This is a genomic window from Mycobacterium sp., assembly GCF_039583805.1.
Taxonomy (GTDB): domain Bacteria; phylum Actinomycetota; class Actinomycetes; order Mycobacteriales; family Mycobacteriaceae; genus Mycobacterium.
The window spans coordinates 13,186-31,126 of the sequence record NZ_JAVKSH010000021.1 but is presented as its reverse complement, the minus strand read 5'-3'; the positions used below and the strand labels follow the sequence as shown (position 1 = coordinate 31,126).

Genomic DNA, 17,941 nt, shown 5'->3' with positions numbered 1-17,941 from the left:
CCGCGCTGGCGATCGCCACGGTGTCAGCGGTGGCGACCCGCTGCGCCCGGCTCCGCCGCGCTGGCGATCGCCACGGTCAGCGCGGCCGCACCGCGTTCATCGGCGGACGGTCGGCCAGCGACACCGTCGAGGTGCGCGGCGTGTACCTGTCGCCGTCGACGAAGAACTGGGTCAAGCCCGCCCCGGAGTCGCCGATGCCGCAGCGCGACAGCAAGGTCGCGACGACCTGGCGGCTCATCGGGCCCAGCTCGGCCAGCGGCCGGTTGCGGTGCGCCCGGACACCCAGGTTGACCTGCGCGATCGCGCCCAGCCCCAGCCGGTCGTAGGTGTCGACCAGCAGGCCGATCTCCACGCCGTAGCCGGGCGCGAACGGCAGCGACATCAGCAGCTCCCGGGTGGCCGCGTACTCGCCGCCCAGCGGTTGCAGCACGCAGCCCAGCTCGGGGCGCAGCGCCGCGAGCAACGGCCGCGCCACCAGCTCGGTGACCCGACCGCCGCCGGTGGCGGCCTCGGTGCCCTGCCCGTCACCCCCGTTCAGGGGCCGTCGGTAGAAGCTCTTGACGAGGTGGATGCCGTCGCCGGCGAGCAGCGGGCCGACCAGCCACGGCACGAACATGGGGTGCGGGTCGATCAGGTCGGAGTCGACGAACACCACGATGTCGCCGCCGGCGGCCGCCAGCGCGCGCCACAGCACCTCGCCTTTGCCGGGCCGCGGCTGCACGTCGGGCAACGCCTGTTCGCGGGTGACGACGCGGGCGCCGGCGGCGATGGCCCGGATCTCGGTGTCGTCGGTGGAACCCGAGTCCAGCACGATCAGCTCGTCGACCAGGCCACCGACGAGCGGCGAGATGCTGTCGATCACCGACGCGATGGTGTCTTCCTCGTCGAGCGCCGGCAACACCACCGAGATCGTTCGTCCCGCCTTGTCGGCCACCAGTTGCTCGACCGTCCGCGGGCCGGCCCAGCTGCGGTCGGGCATCCAGGTGTCGCCGGGCAGCCCGGCGAGGGTGTCATCACCGGCGACCAGATCCGATGCGGTCATGCCAATCCTCTCACCGTGCGCGTCGGTCGCCGGGTCCCCTGGATCGACGCCACCATTTCCAGGACCCTGCGCGTCGGCGCGACTTCGTGCACCCGGAACATGCGCGCCCCAGCGGCCGCCGCCAGCGCGGTCGCCGCCAACGTTCCCTCCAGCCGTTCGGTCAGATCCACTCCCAGAGTCTCGCCGATGAAGTCCTTGTTGCTCAGAGCCATCAACACCGGCCACCCGGTGTTGACAAGATCTTCCAGATGGCGCAATAACGCCAGGCCGTGGAACGTGTTCTTGCCGAAATCGTGAGTCGGGTCAACCAGCACGCGGTCGGCGGGCACCCCGGCCGCGACGGCTCGTTCCGCCGCTGCGGTGACCTCGCGGACCACGTCGTCGACCACGCCGCGGGTCGTCGTGCCGTAGCTGACCCGAAACGGACGGGTGCGCGGCGTCGCGCCGCCGGTGTGCGAGCACACCAAGCCCGCCCCGAATTCAGCCGCCGCCTCGACCAGCTCGGGGTCGACGCCGCCCCAGCTGTCGTTGATCAGGTCCGCACCCGCTTTGCAGGCCGCTCGTGCCACCTCCGAGCGCCAGGTGTCGACGCTGATCACCTGGTCGGGGTAGGCGTCACGCAGCCACTCGACAAACGGCACCACGCGGGCGATCTCGGTGTCGGTGTCGACGTCCTGCCCCGGCCCCGCCTTGACGCCGCCCACGTCGACGACGTCGGCGCCGTCGGCGATGGCCCGGTGCGCGGCGGTCCTGGCCGGCTCGTCGCCGAAGGTGGCGCCGCGGTCGTAGAACGAATCCGGGGTGCGGTTGAGGATCGCCATGATCAGCGGGCGATCGGCTGCGACCGGGCGGCCGCACAGGGTGGACTGCATCCTTCTATGGTGCCCGTCGCCGCCATCCGGACTGCGCTCAGGGCGCAATCGCGCAGGCCGGCCCGCGCAGAGGCAGCCTCACCCGGCTCACCAGCCCCTTCAGTCGCTGCGCGAGGGATTAGCACCTTGCGCAAGTCGATATCGCAGGCGATATCACTGCCGGATCGCAACTCGAGTGATATCGCATACGGCATCACTTCCCCGCAGCACGTCATGCCCAGCTGACGGTGCTGGTGTGGCTCCCGATGAGCATGTGACTGACTGGTAGCATCAGCACACAAAGTGGTCTGGCCATGCGGTCGCATACCGGGGTCGCCCGACGGGCCGGCACGCTCCCCCGGGCCGTCAGCTCTGCGGCCGCGTGCCGGCCGCGACCTCGTCGGGGTAGGCGTCGTAAAACGGCAGGTAGCCGTCGTCCCGGCCGGCCAGCACGTACAGCGGGTCGGTGACGCCGGCACCATAGGCCTGCTCGCGCAGCTCCACCTTGCGGCTCTTGAAGGTCGTGGTGAGCGCCATCGAATCAACCACCCGCACGAACAACGGCACCGCGTACACCGGCAGCCGCTGGTAGACCACGCGGGCCAGCCGCTGTCCGTCGAACGCGGCGCCCTCGCGCAGCGTCACCGCGGCCATGCCGGCCCGGCCGCCGGTGCGGGGGATCTCCACGCCGTAGACCGCGCACTCTGCGACGGACTGGTCCGCGGCCACCGCGGCCTCCACTTGGGTGGTGGCCACGTTTTCGCCCTTCCAGCGGAAGGTGTCGCCGAGCCGGTCGACGAACGCGGCGTGTCCCAGGCCCTGCGGGCGCATCACGTCGCCGGAGTTGAACCAGCAGTCACCCTCGCGGAAAGCGTTGCGCACCAACTTCTTTTCGGTCGCGGCGGACTCCGTGTAGCCGTCGAAGGGCTGCATCTTGTTGACCGGGCTGAGCAGCAGGCCGGGCTGACCGGGCGGCACCCGGCGCACCCGGCCGTCCTCGCCGCGAAGCGGGGCGCCGGTGTCGGGGTCGTACTGCGCGTACGCCAGCGGCATGGGAGCGACACCCGTCGTCTTGGGCACGTTGAAGACGTTGATGAACGCCGAGTTGCCCTCGCTGGCCGCGTAGAACTCACACACCCGCGCAATGCCGAACCGCTGGGTGAACTCGTCCCAGATTTCCGGCCGCAGCCCGTTGCCGGCGGCTACCCGCACCCGGTGCGCCCGGTCGGTCGGCTTGGGCGGCTGGTTGAGCAGGTACCGGCACACCTCGCCGATGTAGATGACCGCCGTCGCGTCGGCGGCGATCACCTCGTCCCAGAACCGCGACGCCGAAAACGAGCGGCCCAGCGCCAGCGTCGCGCCCGAGGTGAGCACCGCTCCGAGCGCGACCGTCAGCGCGTTGTTGTGGTAGAGCGGCAGGCAGCTGTAAAGGGTGTCGGAGCTCCTCAGCCGCAACCCCAGCCCGCCGAACACGGCCAGCGCCCGCAACCAACGCTGGTGCGTCATCACGCTGGCCTTGGGGAATCCGGTGGTGCCGGAGGTGAAGATGTAGAACGCGGTGTCCCCGGCGAGCACCGCCGACGCCGACGGCGGATCTACGCTCGGCGCGCTGGCGGACAACCGTGTCAGCTCGTCGACGGTCAGCGGCTCGGCACCGGACTCGCCGCAGTCCTCCACAGCAGGGAGCAGGTCGGGCTCGACGACCAGCGCTGCGGCGTTCAGCAAGCCCAGGCTGTGCGCCAGCACCTCGCCGCGCTGGTGGTAGTTGACCATCCCGGCGACCGCGCCGCATTTGACGGCGGCCAGCATCGTCAGCACCGCGTCGGGAGAGTTGCGCAGCATGATTGCGACGACGTCACCGCGGCCGACGCCGCGTGCGGCCAACACCGCGGCATATCGGTTGGCGGTCGCATTGGCCTCCCGATATGTCAGCTGCTCGTCGCCGAACCGCAGGAAGACCCGGTTCCCGACGCGGGCCGCCCGCTGCTGGAACACGGTGCCGATCGACGTCTTGGACGTGGGCCGTGCCAGCAGCCCGGTGAGCGCCCCGCGGATGACGACCGGCATGTCGGCCAAGACCCCCGGCACCCCGGAGGCGATGTCGGCCAACCCCACCGACGTGCGGGCGCTGGCGCCGTGGTCGGACACTGGTTGCCTCATTTCGCTGGACCGCCGAATCACAGGACCGCAGTTGGCGGCCAGCCTATCCCGGCGTGCCGGTCCTGCTCAGCCGGGCGCACACGCCGCCAGCGCGGCGCTCACCTCGTCGACAACCACCAGCCGGTCCAGCGCGGCCTGCGTGACGTAGCCGCTGCCGACCAGCCCGGCCAGCCAGGCCCGCAGCCCGTCGAAGTGCCCGCCCGGATCGAGCATCACCACCGGCTTGTCGTGGGCCCCGAGATAGCCGGCGGTCCACGTCTCGAACAGCTCCTCCAGCGTGCCGATGCCGCCGGGCAGGGCCAGAAACGCGTCGGCGCGGTCCTCCATGACCTGCTTGCGCTCACGCATGGTGGCGGTGACGATCAGCTCGTCGGCGTCGGTGTCGGCGAGCTCGCGGTCCACCAGCAGCGTGGGGATCACCCCGACGGTCCGCCCGCCGCGGGCCCGCGCCGCCGCGGCCAGCGCGCCCATCGCCGAGACGTGGCCGCCGCCCCACACCAGCGTCCAGCCGCGGTCGGCGATGGCCCCGCCGACCTCGCCGGCCAACGCCAGCAGCCCCGGGTGACTCGGCCCGGACGCGCAGTACACGCACACCGCCCACTCGTCGCGCGAAGTCGGTGGCACATCCGAAAGGTAGACCAGCCCTGCCGCCGTGCGCATTTCGCCCTATCGCCATGCCGCGTGCATCGCAGGTCATAAAATCCGGCGGTGCCGAATGGGTGGGTTGCCGTGCCGGACGAAACCGGGCTCGACCGGGTGGCCGCCGCCCTCGACGATCCGACGCGGTCCGGTGCGATGCTGGCCGGCCCCGACGGCGTCGGCACGACGACGACGGCCCGGCTCGCCGCCGCGCGGTTCGTCGCGCGCCGCCCCTCGGCGGTAGTCCGCTGGGTGACGGCCACCGCGCCGGAACGGCTGCTGCCCTTCGGCGCCTTCGACCGCCTCGTCGACGTGGCCGCACCCGAGCGGCCCGCCGAGCTGCTGCGCGCCGCGCAGGACTGCCTGATCGGTGGGGCTGACGACGTGCTGCTGGTGGTGGACGACGCGCACCACCTGGACAGCTTGTCGGCCACCCTGGTCTACCAGCTGGCGCTGAGCGGCTCGGTGCGGCTGCTGGTCACGGTCCGCGCGGAGGCGGCACTGCCCGAGGCGGTGACGGCGTTGTGCGCTGACGACCTGCTCGACGGCATCGACGTCGGGCCGCTGGACAAGGCGCGGACAACGGCGGTGCTGGCATCGGTTGCAGACCTGTCGCCGGCCGCCCTGGACGAGCTGTATCGGCGCAGCCGGGGCAACCCGCTGTATCTGCGGCTCCTCGTCGAAGGCGGCGCCGTCGACGGCGGCCCCGTCAACACCGCCGCGTCGCTGTCCGGGCTGGTCGACGGCTACCTGAGCGGCCTGTCGGCGCCGGTCCGCGCCGTGCTGGACCACCTCGCGGTCGCCGAGCCGCTGCGCCGCGAAGACCTGGCCGCGCTGGCCGGCGACCAGGCCCTCGCCGGCGCGCGGGCCGCCGCAGCGATCAGGGCCGACGACGACATGGTCTACGCGGCTCATCCGCTCTACAGCCAGCGCGCGCGGGCGGCGCTGAACGCCGAGCGAGCGCGGGCGCTGCGCACCGCGGTTGTCGGGCAGCTGTCCCGCCGGCCCGCCGACCACGTCGGCGACGCGCTGCGGCTGGGCATGCTGTCCGTCGACACCGACGCGCCGGTGCAGGCCGGCGAGCTGGAGGCCGCCGCGCAGCAGGCGCTGCGGCTGGGCGGGCTGACACTGGCCGAAGAGCTGGCACGGGCCGCGCTGCAACGGTCCGGCGGACTGGCGGCGCGGCTGGCGTTGGCCTATGCGCTGGCCTGGCAGGGCCGCGGCCGCGGGGCCGGTGCGGCGCTGGCCGCGGTGGATCCCGACGACCTGTCGGAGACCGAGTTGCTGGCCTGGGCGCTGCCACGGGCGGCCAACCAGTTCTGGATTCTCGACGAGCCCGAGCGGGCGACCGCGTTCCTGCAGGCCATCCGCGGCCGGCTCGCCGCGCCGGCGTCGCAGACCAGAATCGACGCGCTGGCCGCCACCTTTGCGATGAACGCCGGCACGCCGCTGCGCGCGTTGCGGATCACCGGCGAGGTGCTGACGCTTCCGCACGCCGACGAGGTGGCGGTGGGCTGGGCCGCGTCGACGGCGGCGCTGAGCGCGGCCCGCACCGGCGCCTTCGACGACGTGGAGGCGCTGGCCGCGCGGGCGCTGGCCGGGGAGCATCCGGGACTGTTGCGGTTCACCAGCGGTTTCGGGCGGGTTACGGCGCTGATGATGGCGGGCCGGCTGGCCGAGGCACGCTCGGTGGCGCAGCGCTACACCGACTTCGCCGAGCTGCAACAGCCGGGCCGGGCGATCGGCGACACGTTGGTGGGATACGTGGCGATCGCGCAGGGCGACTTCGACGCCGCCGTGACGCTGCTGGAGCGGGCCGCCGACCCGCTGGCCCGGACAGGCTATTCGTGGGGCCCGCTGTCGTTGATGCTGCTGGCCCAGGCGCTGGGTCAGCAGGGCGACCAACTGCGGGCGGCCAAGGTTTTCGGCCGCGCCGAGTCTCGGCACGGCCTGAAGTCGGCGCTGTTCGGGCCGGAGCTCGAGCTGGCCAGGGCATGGTCGAAAGCGGCCCGCGGCGACACCACCGGCGCCATCGACGCAGCCCGTATGGCGGTGCAGGCCGCCGAGCGCGGCGGCCAGTCGGCGATCGCGCTGCGCGCGCTGCAGGATTCGGCGCGGCTGGGCGACACGCGCGCCGTGTTCCGGGCCGAGCGGCTGTCGGTGGAGGTCGACTGCGTGCTCGGCCGGCTGACGGTGGCACACGCCCGAGCGCTGGCGGCCGCGGACCCGGCCGCGCTGGCCGACGTGGCCGCCGACCTGGCCGATCGGGGCCTGAACCCGGCGGCCCGCGACGCCGCCGCGCAGGCGGAGCGCGGTCAGCCGGTCAGGTAGCGCCGCAGCAGGGCGACCGCGGCGGTGATCTGGTCGACCGGCACCCGCTCGTCGCTCCGGTGCGCCAGGTTGGGGTCGCCCGGCCCGTAGTTGACCGCCGGCACGCCCCGGGCGGCGAACCGCGCCACGTCGGTCCAGCCGTATTTGGCACGGACCTGCCCGCCGGCGGCTTCGACCAGCGCCCGGGCGGCCGGCTTGGACAGCCCCGGCAGCGCGCCGGCGGCGAGGTCGGTCTGCTCGATCCGCACGTCCAGCCCGTCGAACACCTCGTGCACGTGGCTCAGCGCGGCGTCGGGCGTGCGGTCGGGCGCGAAGCGCAAGTTCACCGTCACCGACGCCGCGTCGGGCACGACGTTGCCGGCCACCCCGCCGTCGACGCGCACCGCCGACAGGCCCTCGCGGTAGGTGCAGCCGTCGATCTGCACACTGCGGGCCCGGTAGTCGCCCAGCCGGTCCAGCACAGCGCCCAGTTTGTGAATGGCGTTGTCGCCCAACCATGGCCGAGCCGAATGTGCTCTGACGCCGGTCGCGTGGACGACGGCGCGCAGCGTGCCCTGACAGCCGGCTTCGATGTAGCCGCCGGTGGGCTCCCCGAGGATCGCCACGTCGGCGGCCAGCCACTCCGGCAGCTCACGCTCGATGCGGCCCAACCCGTTTGCCGCCGAGTCGATTTCCTCGCAGTCGTAGAACACCAGGGTCAGGTCGTGGGCGGGTTGGGCGACAGTGCAGGCCAGGTGCAGGAACACGGCGTCACCGGACTTCATGTCGACCGACCCGCAGCCGTGCAGCAGGTCGCCGTCCCGGCGGCCCGGGACGTTGTCGGCGATCGGGACGGTGTCCAGGTGCCCGGCCAGCAGCACCCTCGACGGCCGGCCCAGCGCTGTGCGCGCCAGTACGGCGTTGCCGTTGCGGACGATCTCGAACCCCGAAGACTGCGGGGTCTGGGCCCGCAGCGCGGCCTCCACCTCGTCGGCGATCCGCGTCTCGTGCCGTGACTCGCTGGGAATGTCGACCAGCGCCGCGGCCAGCTCGATCGGGTCGCCGCGCAGGTCCAGCACGGATCCCAGGGTAGTCGGTGCCGTTGGGAGCGTTGGTAGCGTTGGCCGGGTGAGCGGAGCATCGGGTATCGCGCTGGCCACGCTCGCCGCCGACGGATCGGTACTCGACACCTGGTTTCCCGCACCGGAACTGGTCGAGTCGGGTCAGAGCGGCACGGTCCGGCTGGCGGCGGCCGACGTTCCCGACGAGCTGGCCGCCCTGACGGGCCGTGACGACGACCGCGGCGTGCAGACCGTCGCCGTGCGCACCGTGATCGCCGCGCTGGACGCCCGGGCCGCCGACGCCTACGACGCCTACCTGCGGCTGCACCTGCTCTCACACCGGCTGGTCGCGCCGCACGGGCTCAACGCCGACGGCTTGTTCGCGGTGTTGACCAACGTGGTGTGGACCAACCACGGGCCGTGTGCGATCGACGGTTTCGAGACGGTGCGGGCGCAGCTGCGCCGCCGCGGACCGGTCACGGTGTACGGCGTGGACAAGTTCCCCCGGATGGTCGACTACGTGTTGCCGTCCGGGGTGCGCATCGCCGACGCCGACCGGGTGCGCCTCGGCGCGCACCTGGCGCCGGGCACCACGGTGATGCACGAGGGTTTCGTCAACTACAACGCCGGCACCCTGGGCGCGTCGATGGTCGAGGGCCGCATCTCGGCGGGTGTGGTGGTCGGCGACGGCTCCGACATCGGCGGCGGCGCGTCGATCATGGGCACGCTGTCCGGCGGCGGCACCGAGGTGATTTCGGTCGGCAAACGCTGCCTGCTGGGCGCCAACGCAGGGCTGGGGATCTGCCTGGGCGACGACTGCGTCGTCGAGGCCGGCCTGTACGTCACCGCCGGCACCAAGGTCGTGCTGGGCGACGGCGAGACCGTCAAGGCTCGCGAGCTGTCCGGGCGCGACAATCTGCTGTTCCGTCGCAATTCGGTGACCGGCGCGGTCGAGGTGGTGTCCCGCGACGCTGAGGGCATCGCGCTCAACGCCGACCTGCACGCCAACTGAATCGCCCCGGGTTTGATGCGCACTTGGTTACCGGTGTGCCCGCGGTTGGGTGGCTGGACCTCCCCCGGTGGTGTGCGCCACCTGCGCGCCCACGGGCCAAACCCCGGTGTTGGCGCACAAGTTCAACTGGAAGCGGATGAGCATGTCGGCCGCGCTGTGCTATCGGCCCGACCGCTCGGCGGCCGAGCTGGCGTTCGCCAACCAGCCCGGCGCCGGCAACACCGAGACCTTCATCGATTTCCCGCGCCAACGGCACACCTTGCTCGGCGAGGGCGCCCACATCATTCTGCTCTGGGACGGGCTGCCCAGTCACCGCAGCCTTGTTATTTCAGTAGCGTCACAACTGCCGGTATGCGCGGCTTCGGTGCGCGACACGGAGCGCGAGCACTATCAACTCGGCGTCCTTGATCGTGTAGACGACCCGGTAGTTACCGACGCGGATCCGCCACAGACCCGAGTAGCCGGTCAACTCTCGACAGCCCGCTGGCCGAGGATCTGTGGCCAGCGCGTCGACCGCCTTCACAACGCGACGGACGACCGGCTTGTCCAGCTTGGACAGTTCTTTGATGGCCTTTGGGTCGTACTCAACGGTGTACTCGTGATGAGCCGGGCTCACAGCCCGAGCATCCGAACAGCATCGTCAGCCGGCACCGACGAAGTTCTGCCCGCCTCCAGGTCGGCCAGGCGTTGCCGCGCCACCCGGCCGTCCTGCTGGTCGAGCAGCGCCTCATACTCTTCGATCAGCGCGGCAGGCACGATCGCCGCGGCGCGATGACGGCCCCGCCCCCGGGTGATGTAGGTGACCTCACCGGCATAGCTCGCCCGGTTTACCGCCTCGGAGAAATGATCCCGGGCCTGGCTGACCGACAATTCGCGCGGGTCGACACTCATGTGCGCCAGTATGCGCCAATTACGCCAGATTCGCCAACATGGCGCTGGGATCAACCGTCAGCACCCCTCGAACGCCGTGAGGTTCGGAATGGTTTGACTCGCCAGCGCAGCACCGGCGTGAGGTGTTCGACGAATTCCACGGAAGGATTGGTAGTGCACTTCGCCCCTCATCAGCACCACCGGCCTCTGCGGGAGGCGATGTGCGCCGTGCCCGCCTCTGCGCGACATTCTGCTATTTCGTCCTGCTATTTCGTCGCAATTCAGTGACCGGCGCGGTCGAGGTGGTGTCCCGCTACGCTCAGGGCATCGCGCTCAACGCCGACCTGCACGCCAACTGAGGGCTATCCTGCTGTCTGGTGGCCTTGCCGAAATCGTCGCGGCATTTCGGGCTGATCAGGGTGAGGGCGACACCGATCTGGAACCAGCCACGAAGGAGATCATGACCTTGGAGACCTCAAAAGCCACCTATCCGACCGCCAATGCCCAGCGGTTCACCCTGGACGTGGACATGCAGGCCGACGTGCCCGCATACCGGGACGCCCTGCACACCGATCGTCTGGACAACTTCACCGCGATGGAGGTCGTCGGCAAAAGCCGCTGCCATGGCATGCAGCTGGAGGGCCTGGCCTACCCGATCACCCCGATCGGGATGCATTACCTGCTGATCCACTACGACATCCCCCAGCTCGACGAGAAGACCTATCAGCTCAAGGTCGACGGCCTGGTGAACAACAAGCTGACCCTGGACATGGACTCCATCCGCGGCCTGCCGAAGGTCACCATCCCGGCCACGATGGAATGCTGCGGCAACGGTCGAGCCAGCCAGCGCTGGCGGCTGTGGGCACACGTGCCGTGGAACCACGACGCGATCGGCACCGCCGAGTGGACGGGCACGCCGCTGCGCGGGGTGCTCGAGCAGGCCGGCCTGCAAGACGACGCGGTGGAGATTCTGTTCACCGGGAAAGACAAGGGCATCCAGGGCCCGCCGGACGGGGCCGAAGTGCAGCACTTTCAGCGCAGCCTGACCGTCGACTACGCGATGGACCCCGCCAACGATGTTCTGCTGTGCTACGAGATCAACGGCCAGCCGTTGCCGCCGCAGCACGGATTTCCGCTGCGGCTGCTGGTTCCGGGCTGGCTGGGGATGGCCAACGTCAAATGGATCGACTCGATCGAGGCGATCGACTGGCGGCTCACCAAAAACCAGATGAAGTGGTACAGCTACGCCGAAAGCGACAGCGACCCCAACCGCATTCCAGCCACCTTCTCACAGGTCCGGGCGATGATGATTCCACCCGGCATCCCCGACTTCTTATGCCGTATCCGCCACCTGGAGGAGACGGATGCCGTCGAGTTGCGTGGCCGCGCCTGGGCCGGCGGACTTCGCGTAACGGAGGTGGAGGTCAGCCTTGACGGCGGAAACACCTGGTCGCCGGCCAAGCTCGACAAACCGTTCGGCAAGTGGGCCTGGGTCGGCTGGTCGTTCACCTGGGAGAACGTCACCCCGGGTGAATACCTGCTGCGGTGCCGCGCCAAGGACGAGCGGGGCAACATGTCCAAACCCGACGACTTCAGGCACGACTACTACGCGATGGACAACACCAAGCCGCAGTGCGTCGACGTGAACGTGTACCCCAAGGGCACCCTGACGACGGGCAACACCCTCAAGATGCCGGTGCAGTTCCCCTCGCTCTGAGCACAGACAGCCCGCAAAATACATCGGGAACACAGCGTCCCGCGGTCTTGCGGCGGGTCGCCCCGTGCCAGCCGTTGGCGCGCATCAAACCCGAGGTGGTGCATAATCCGGGCTATCCCTGTTCGAGCAGCTGCTTCTTGAGCACCTTGCCCATCGCGTTGCGTGGCAACCCATCCACGACCCTCACCTCACGCGGGCGCTTGTGCACCGAAAGTTGTTGGGCCACATAGTCGATCAGCGTCTGTGGCTCGGCCTGCCCGACGACGTAGGCCACGATCCGCTGGCCCAGGTCCGCGTCGGGCAGCCCGACGACCGCCGCTTCGGCCACATCCGGGTGGCCGAGCAGCACCGCCTCGATCTCGCCGGCGCCGACCCGGTAGCCGCCCGACTTGATCAGGTCGACTGACTCACGGCCGACGATGCGGTGCATGCCGTCGCCGTCGACGACCGCCACGTCGCCGGTGCGGTACCAGCCGTCGGCGTCGAACGCGGCCGCGGTCGCGTCCGGGCGATTCAAGTAGCCGTCGAACAGGGTGGGGCCCCGAACCTGCAGGCGCCCAATGGTTTCGCCGTCCTGCGGCACCAGGTCGCCGGCGTCGTCGACCAGGCGCGTCCGCACCCCGGCCAGCGGTAGGCCCACCCACCCGGGGCGGCGCTCGCCGTCGGCGCGGGTGGACAGCGTGATCAGCGATTCAGTACAGCCGTACCGTTCGACCGGGGCATGTCCGGTGCGCGCGACCAGCTGCTCGAACACCGGCACCGGCAGCGCGGCGCTGCCGGACACCAGCAGCCGCGCCGGTCTGAGCGCGTCGGCGGCCGCCGCGTCGGCCGCCACCCGCGACCACACGGTCGGCACACCGAAATACAGCGTCCCGCCCGCGTGCGAACAGGCCTGCGCGTAGCCGGCGGGCGTCGGTTTCCCGGTGTGCACGAAGCGATTTCCCACGCGCAGCGAGCCCAGCAGCCCCAACACCAGGCCGTGGACGTGGGACAGTGGAAGTCCGTGCACCAGGGTGTCGTCGGGCGTCCACTGCCAGGCCTGCGCCAGTGCGTCCAGGTCGGCGGCTATCGCCCGCCGGCTGAGCGCAACCCCCTTGGGCGGGCCGGTGGTGCCCGAGGTGTAGATGATCAGCGCGGTAACGTCCTCGGACGGCTCGGAATGGGAATGCCACGACCGGGCGTGCAGCCGCACCGGGATGTGCGGCAGGCCCTGCGGGTCGCCGGGCAGCGGGCCCAGCCAGGCCTGCGCGCCGGAGTCGGCGAGGATGTGCCGCCGCTCGGTCTGCCCGACGTCGGCGGGCACCGGAACCACCGGGACCCCGGCGAGAAGACAGCCGGTGACGGCCAACACGGTCGGCGCCGTCGGCGTGGCCAGCACGGCGACACGATCCGCGCCGGCCGCGCGTTCGGCCACCGCCGTCGCCGCACCGGCGAGGGCGCTGCGACTGAGCGTGACCTCTCCGATGCGGACCGCGTCGGCGATGTCGCGCCGAGCGCCGGCCGCGCCGGGATTCAGCGAGGTCAGCAGCATGTGAGCGAGGCTACCGGGCGCGGCGGCGGCCTACCCGGATCGGTCGGCGTCCCGGACGCGGCCGTCGCGCGCCGGGTGGTTCGGGGGAATGGTTCACCGCAATCGTTTCGCGCAGTAATCTCTGTTAAAAAGGTATCGACGAAAGGCGTCCACGTGAGTACCCACCGGCCGCACAGCAGGCCGCATGGCGCGCAACGTCAACGGGTGCTGCACCTGATCCGTGACCACGACGGGCCGGTGGACGCCACCGAGCTCGCGGCGCGGCTCGGTTTGCACGTGACCACGACGCGCTTTCACCTCGACACGCTCTGCGAACGCGGACTCGTCGCGCGAACCCGCATCGCCCGCTCCGGCGTCGGCCGCCCACGCACCGGCTATGTCGCCGTTCAGGGCGAGCTGGACTACCGCAGCCTCGCGGAGATCCTCGCGACCGAACTCGGCAACACCGCCGACAAGCGGCGGCGGCGCGCCGAGCGCGCCGGGCGGCGGTGGGCGGCGCGATTTTCGGGGGCCGGGCAGGTGCGACCCCCCGCCGCACGCCACGACGACGCCGGGCCGGACGCACACGTCGATCGCGGCGCGAGGCATACGGTGGCGGTGTTCGCGCGGATGGGGTTCAGCCCGCAACTCGTCCCCGCCGAACCGACGGCCACCGGGACCACCAGCCGCACCATCAACCTGCGTTCCTGCCCGGTGCGCGAACTGGCTCACGCGCATCCGGAGGTGGCGTGCGCCCTGCACCTGGGCCTGTTCGAAGGCCTGCTGACTTCGGCCACCCGCGCGCGGGCCGGCGCGCCGGGGGTGCGAGCCGAGCTGGCGCCGTTCGTCGAGCCTCACCTCTGCGTCGCCCGGGTGATCGCCGGCGACTGAGGCCGCCTCCGGCCGAAAGTCCTTCGCCGGTGATGGCTTCGTGCCCTTTTCGGTCCGGCGCCGGCGCGGGACCCTGGGGGTGTCAACGATTCCGAGGGGAAAGACGCCGCGACCGATGAACGCCTGCTGGCCCGACGACGACACGATCCGCACGGTGCTGACGCTGGCCACCCGGGCCCCGTCCATCTACAACTCGCAGCCGTGGCGCTGGCGGGTCGCCGACGAGGCGGTGCATCTCTACCTCGACGCGAGCCTGCGGCTTCCCGGAACCGATCCCGACGGCCGGGACTTGATCGTGAGTTGCGGTGCGGCGCTGAACCATTGCGTGGTCGGGTTGGCGGCGATGGGCTGGCGGGCCAGCGTGCATCGGCTGCCCGAGCCGGACCACCCGGGTCATCTGGCCGCGATTCGGCTGCGCGCCTGCGATGTCGACCCGGTCGACGTCACGCTGGCCGCTGCGATACCGCGACGCCGAACCGACCGGCGCATCTACAGCCGGTGGCCGGTACCGCCCGGAGACATCGTTCTGATGGGCGCCCGCGCCGCCCGCAGCGGTGTGATGCTGCGTCGCGTCGACCCCTTGGACAGGCTGAAAACGATTGTGACGCAGAGCGTTCTGCAGCACGCCACCGACCGGCGATACCTGACCGAGCTCACCGCCTGGAGCGGGCGGTACCGGTCGGTGGCCGGGGTGCCGGCGCGCAGCACGCCGGCACCCGACCCCGCCGCGGCGATACCTGCCCGCGCCTTCGCCGGTGCGGTGCTGGCCCAGCCACTCGGCGCGTCCGCAACCGAGGACAACGCCGTGGTGCTGGCGCTGGGCACCGAGACCGACGACCGGATGGCCCGGCTGCGCGCGGGCGAGGCCACCAGCGTGGTGTTGCTGACCGCAACGTCGCTGGGTTTGGCCAGCTGCCCCGTCACCGAACCGTTGGAGGTCCGCGGCACCCGCGACGCGGTGCGCGCTGAAGTGTTCGGGGACAGCGGATATCCGCAGATGCTGCTGAGGGTGGGCTGGGCGCCGGTCAACGCCGATCCGCTGCCCGCCACTCCGCGGCGCGAACTCGGCGACGTCGTGACATGGCCGGCCGGCCGTGAACGCGCCGCGTCACCGCCCCGCTAACGGTGCCGACCAGCTCAGCAGCGTGCCGCCTTCGGGCAGGCGTTCGGTCGCGAACGCGCCGCCGGCGCGCTCCGCGCGCACCCGCAGGTTGGTCAACCCGCTGCCGGTGACGTCCTCGGGTATTCCACGGCCGTCGTCGGCGACGTCGACGCGCACGTCGTCGGCCACCGTCACCCGCACCGTCAGCGCCGTCGCGTCCGCGTGCCGGACCGCGTTGCTGACCCCTTCGCGCACGACCGCCTCCACGTCGTCGGCCAGCTCCGCGTCGACCACCGACAGCGGCCCGTCGACGTGGACGGTGATGTGGGGGCCGGCGCCGGCGAACTGAGCCACCACCTCGTCGATTCGCTGGCGCAGCCGGGTGATGCCGTACGACGATGCGTGCAGATCGAAGATGGTGCTCCGGATCTCCTGGATGACGGCCTGCAGATCGTCCACGGCGTTGGAAAGACGTTGCCGCACTTCGGGATAGCGGGCCCGCGGGATGGCGCCCTGCAGTGCGAGCCCGACCGCGAACAGTTGCTGTATGACGTGGTCGTGCAGATCCCGGGCGATCCGATCCCGATCGGTGAGCACGTCGAGTTCCCGCATCCGGCGCTGCGAGGTGGCCAGTTGCCAGGCCACCGTGGCCTGGTCGGCGAAGCTGGCCATCATGTCCAGCTGTTCCGCGCTGAACGGCGGGGCTCGGTGATGCCCCAGGACCACGACGACGCCGGCGACGGCGCCGGCCGCGCGCAACGGCAGGATCAGCGCCGGTCGCGCTCCGTCGACGAAGTCCAGCTCCAGGTGTTGGTGCCGCTGTGGCGCCCGGCCGTCCAGCACCTGTCCGACCGGTGTCCCCGCAACGCAAATACTCTGGCCGGCAACGGATTTCACCGCCTGCCCGGCCGTCTCGATCACCACCAGCTCGCCGGAGGCCGGCTGGTCCTCGTCGGCGGGCACAGCCACCAGCGCGGCGTCCGCCGCGGTCAGGGTGAGCGCTTTGTCGGTGATGACCCGAAACACCGTCGCCGGGTCGGTGCCGGACAGCAGTTCGGTGGCGACGTCGCGGGTGGCCTCGATCCAGGACTGGCGGACTGTGGCCTGCTGGTACAGCCGCGCGTTCTCGATCGCGATGCCGGCCGCCGCGGCCAGCGCCTGCATCAGCACCTCGTCGTCTTCGCTGAACCGTTCCCCGCCGGCCTTCTCGGTCAGATAGAGGTTGCCCAGCACCCGCTCGGCGCCGCGGATCGGCACGCCGAGGAAGGTCCGCATTGCGGGGTGGTTGGGCGGAAAGCCGACCGACGCGGGATGGTCGGCGATGTCGTCCAGGCGCAGCGGCCTGGGGTCGTCGATCAGCAGGCCGACCACCCCGCGGCCCTCGGGCAGTTGGCCGATTTGACCGAACGTGTCGTCGTCGATGCCTTCGTAGACGAAGCCGACGACGCGGCGCTCCGGGTCGTGGATCTCCAGGGCGCCGTATCGGGCGTCGACCAGGTCGGTGGCGGTGCGCACGATGGCGCGCAGGGTGGTGTCGAGGTCGAGACCGGAGGTGACCGCCAGCATGGCCTCCAGCAGCCCCTCCAGACGGTCGCGCCCCTCCACGATCTGCCCGACCCGCTCCTGCACCTCCACCAGAAGTTCACGCAGGCGCAGCTGAGACAGCTTGTCGCGCAACGACGTCGGAGTGCCGGCAGCGGCGGGCGGGTGTTCGGCCATGCCGGGAGTCACCGGTCGTCCGGCGGCCGGGTGCGCGCCAGCTTGGTGGCGAACACCGCGGCTTGCGTGCGGCGTTGCATGCCCAGCTTGGCCAGCAACCGCGACACGTAGTTCTTGACCGTCTTTTCGGCCAGGAACATCCGGTCGGCGATCTGCTTGTTGGTCAGGCCCTCGGCCAGCAGGCCCAGCAGGGTGCGTTCCTGCTCGGTCAGTCCCGACAACGGGTCCGGCGTCGCGGCGGTGTCCCGCAGTTTGGCCATCAGCGCGGCCGCCGCCCGGTTGTCCAGCAGAGACCGCCCCGCGCCGACGTCCTTGACGGCGCGCGCCAGCTCCATGCCCTTGATGTCCTTGACGACGTAGCCGCTGGCGCCGGCCAGGATCGCGTCGAGCATCGCCTGATCGGAGGTGTAGGACGTCAGGATCAGGCAGCGCAGGTCGGGCATGGCCGACAGCAAGTCCCGGCACAACTCGATGCCGTTGCCGTCGGGAAGCCGGACGTCGAGCACCGCGACGTCGGGTTGCGCCGCCGGAATCCTGGCCATCGCCTGGGCGACCGAACCCGCTTCGCCGACGACGTCGAGGTCGGGATCGGCTGCCAGCAGGTCGATCAGGCCGCGCCGCACCACCTCGTGGTCGTCGACCAGAAAGACCCTCACCACCTCCTCTGCCCTCCTGACCTACAAGCGGCTGCCGGGCACGAACAGCACCGAGCAGTCGGCGGGCTCCGTCCCGAGCTCGCCGCGGCCCGCGCCCGTCACGAACACCTCGACCGACGCCGCGTGCTCGGCCAGATACCGACGCGGGCCGCCGCGCACGGTGACCGGCTCGACCCGCACGTCGGGATACCGGCGTGTCCAGCCGGTGAGCCGCCGGCGCAGCTGCGCGTTCGCCAGCCCCTCCACCGCGGCGGCGTCGTCGGCGGGGACCGCATGCCAGCAGGCGAGGGCCCGCAGCGGCGCGGCCCGCAGCCTGGCCTCCTCGAAGGCGTGTCGCAGCACCATCTCATTGTCCATCTCATTGTCCACGTCGGCGACGACCGCGCGGGCTTTTGCCGGCC

16 protein-coding genes and 1 pseudogene are annotated in these 17,941 nt (G+C 71.2%); 6 read left to right on the top strand and 11 right to left on the bottom strand.

Annotated features, from left to right (window positions below):
* Positions 1 to 76: 76 nt before the first annotated feature.
* The 4 genes from ABDW21_RS04505 to ABDW21_RS04490 all read right to left on the bottom strand — a co-directional run bounded on the left by ABDW21_RS04505 (position 77) and on the right by ABDW21_RS04490 (position 4,677).
* Entirely contained in the window at positions 77 to 1,042 is a 966-nt protein-coding gene (locus ABDW21_RS04505; RefSeq protein ID WP_343710112.1) for a glucosyl-3-phosphoglycerate synthase, read from the bottom strand.
* Positions 1,039 to 1,914, bottom strand: coding sequence for a dihydropteroate synthase (folP, locus tag ABDW21_RS04500; RefSeq protein WP_343710111.1), 876 nt, complete (start codon positions 1,912 to 1,914; stop codon positions 1,039 to 1,041). Before folP ends, ABDW21_RS04505 begins: the two co-directional genes overlap by 4 nt.
* 345 nt (positions 1,915 to 2,259) lie before the next feature.
* The gene (fadD6, locus tag ABDW21_RS04495) at positions 2,260 to 4,041 is read right to left on the bottom strand and encodes a long-chain-acyl-CoA synthetase FadD6 (RefSeq protein WP_343599179.1); all 1,782 of its coding nucleotides are present in this window, start codon (positions 4,039 to 4,041) and stop codon (positions 2,260 to 2,262) included.
* A 78-nt stretch (positions 4,042 to 4,119) separates the two neighbouring features.
* A complete protein-coding gene (locus ABDW21_RS04490) occupies positions 4,120 to 4,677 on the bottom strand; it encodes a TIGR00730 family Rossman fold protein (protein WP_343710110.1) in 558 nt (185 codons plus the stop codon).
* Between the two features lie 84 nt (positions 4,678 to 4,761).
* Here ABDW21_RS04490 and ABDW21_RS04485 point away from each other — a divergent pair, with 84 nt between their 5' ends.
* Positions 4,762 to 7,023, top strand: a complete 2,262-nt coding sequence (locus ABDW21_RS04485; RefSeq protein ID WP_343710109.1) for an AAA family ATPase — start codon at positions 4,762 to 4,764, stop codon at positions 7,021 to 7,023.
* Here ABDW21_RS04485 and dapE read toward each other — a convergent pair.
* On the bottom strand, positions 7,008 to 8,081 hold the full coding sequence (dapE, locus tag ABDW21_RS04480; RefSeq protein ID WP_343710108.1) for a succinyl-diaminopimelate desuccinylase: 1,074 nt from the start codon (positions 8,079 to 8,081) through the stop codon (positions 7,008 to 7,010). The genes ABDW21_RS04485 and dapE overlap by 16 nt on opposite strands.
* Positions 8,082 to 8,130: 49 nt before the next feature.
* Here dapE and dapD point away from each other — a divergent pair, with 49 nt between their 5' ends.
* Positions 8,131 to 9,075, top strand: a complete 945-nt coding sequence (gene dapD, locus ABDW21_RS04475; protein WP_343710107.1) for a 2,3,4,5-tetrahydropyridine-2,6-dicarboxylate N-succinyltransferase — start codon at positions 8,131 to 8,133, stop codon at positions 9,073 to 9,075.
* Positions 9,076 to 9,412: 337 nt separating this feature from the next.
* Here the strand turns inward: dapD and ABDW21_RS04470 are convergent, their stop codons facing one another.
* Complete coding sequence (locus ABDW21_RS04470; protein WP_343710106.1) at positions 9,413 to 9,691, bottom strand: type II toxin-antitoxin system RelE/ParE family toxin; 279 nt, start codon at positions 9,689 to 9,691, stop codon at positions 9,413 to 9,415.
* Positions 9,688 to 9,966, bottom strand: coding sequence for a hypothetical protein (locus tag ABDW21_RS04465; RefSeq protein WP_343599167.1), 279 nt, complete (start codon positions 9,964 to 9,966; stop codon positions 9,688 to 9,690). Before ABDW21_RS04465 ends, ABDW21_RS04470 begins: the two co-directional genes overlap by 4 nt.
* A gap of 200 nt (positions 9,967 to 10,166) precedes the next feature.
* On the opposite strand from ABDW21_RS04465, the gene ABDW21_RS04460 reads away from it, so the two are divergent.
* Together ABDW21_RS04460 and ABDW21_RS04455 are read left to right on the top strand one after the other, a co-directional pair.
* Positions 10,167 to 10,304: a hypothetical protein gene (locus ABDW21_RS04460; protein WP_343710105.1), complete on the top strand. Its 138-nt coding sequence runs from the start codon at positions 10,167 to 10,169 to the stop codon at positions 10,302 to 10,304.
* A gap of 101 nt (positions 10,305 to 10,405) precedes the next feature.
* The gene (locus tag ABDW21_RS04455) at positions 10,406 to 11,662 is read left to right on the top strand and encodes a sulfite oxidase (protein WP_343710104.1); all 1,257 of its coding nucleotides are present in this window, start codon (positions 10,406 to 10,408) and stop codon (positions 11,660 to 11,662) included.
* A gap of 112 nt (positions 11,663 to 11,774) precedes the next feature.
* Here ABDW21_RS04455 and ABDW21_RS04450 read toward each other — a convergent pair whose 3' ends face one another.
* On the bottom strand, positions 11,775 to 13,193 hold the full coding sequence (locus ABDW21_RS04450) for an acyl-CoA synthetase (RefSeq protein WP_343710103.1): 1,419 nt from the start codon (positions 13,191 to 13,193) through the stop codon (positions 11,775 to 11,777).
* A gap of 153 nt (positions 13,194 to 13,346) precedes the next feature.
* On the opposite strand from ABDW21_RS04450, the gene ABDW21_RS04445 reads away from it, so the two are divergent.
* Together ABDW21_RS04445 and ABDW21_RS04440 are read left to right on the top strand one after the other, a co-directional pair.
* A complete protein-coding gene (locus tag ABDW21_RS04445) occupies positions 13,347 to 14,063 on the top strand; it encodes a helix-turn-helix domain-containing protein (RefSeq protein ID WP_343710102.1) in 717 nt (238 codons plus the stop codon).
* A 115-nt stretch (positions 14,064 to 14,178) separates the two neighbouring features.
* A complete protein-coding gene (locus ABDW21_RS04440; RefSeq protein WP_343710101.1) occupies positions 14,179 to 15,186 on the top strand; it encodes an NAD(P)H nitroreductase in 1,008 nt (335 codons plus the stop codon).
* On the opposite strand, the gene ABDW21_RS04435 is transcribed toward ABDW21_RS04440, so the two are convergent.
* From ABDW21_RS04435 to ABDW21_RS04425, 3 genes and pseudogenes are all read right to left on the bottom strand, one after another.
* Positions 15,172 to 16,884, bottom strand: a complete 1,713-nt coding sequence (locus tag ABDW21_RS04435; RefSeq protein WP_343599160.1) for a GAF domain-containing protein — start codon at positions 16,882 to 16,884, stop codon at positions 15,172 to 15,174. The genes ABDW21_RS04440 and ABDW21_RS04435 overlap by 15 nt on opposite strands.
* 8 nt (positions 16,885 to 16,892) lie before the next feature.
* Entirely contained in the window at positions 16,893 to 17,543 is a 651-nt protein-coding gene (locus ABDW21_RS04430; RefSeq protein ID WP_343599159.1) for a response regulator transcription factor, read from the bottom strand.
* An 18-nt stretch (positions 17,544 to 17,561) separates the two neighbouring features.
* Positions 17,562 to 17,941: pseudogene (locus ABDW21_RS04425) on the bottom strand (universal stress protein); the annotation flags it as partial.

Coding starts and splice junctions, on each gene's coding strand:
- ABDW21_RS04435 (WP_343599160.1), bottom strand. CDS start 16,884: ATGGCCGAACACCCGCCCGCCGCTGCCGGCACTCCGACGTCGTTGCGC.
- ABDW21_RS04440 (WP_343710101.1), top strand. CDS start 14,179: ATGAACGCCTGCTGGCCCGACGACGACACGATCCGCACGGTGCTGACG.
- folP (WP_343710111.1), bottom strand. CDS start 1,914: ATGCAGTCCACCCTGTGCGGCCGCCCGGTCGCAGCCGATCGCCCGCTG.
- ABDW21_RS04450 (WP_343710103.1), bottom strand. CDS start 13,193: ATGCTGCTGACCTCGCTGAATCCCGGCGCGGCCGGCGCTCGGCGCGAC.
- ABDW21_RS04465 (WP_343599167.1), bottom strand. CDS start 9,966: ATGAGTGTCGACCCGCGCGAATTGTCGGTCAGCCAGGCCCGGGATCAT.
- ABDW21_RS04455 (WP_343710104.1), top strand. CDS start 10,406: ATGACCTTGGAGACCTCAAAAGCCACCTATCCGACCGCCAATGCCCAG.
- ABDW21_RS04505 (WP_343710112.1), bottom strand. CDS start 1,042: ATGACCGCATCGGATCTGGTCGCCGGTGATGACACCCTCGCCGGGCTG.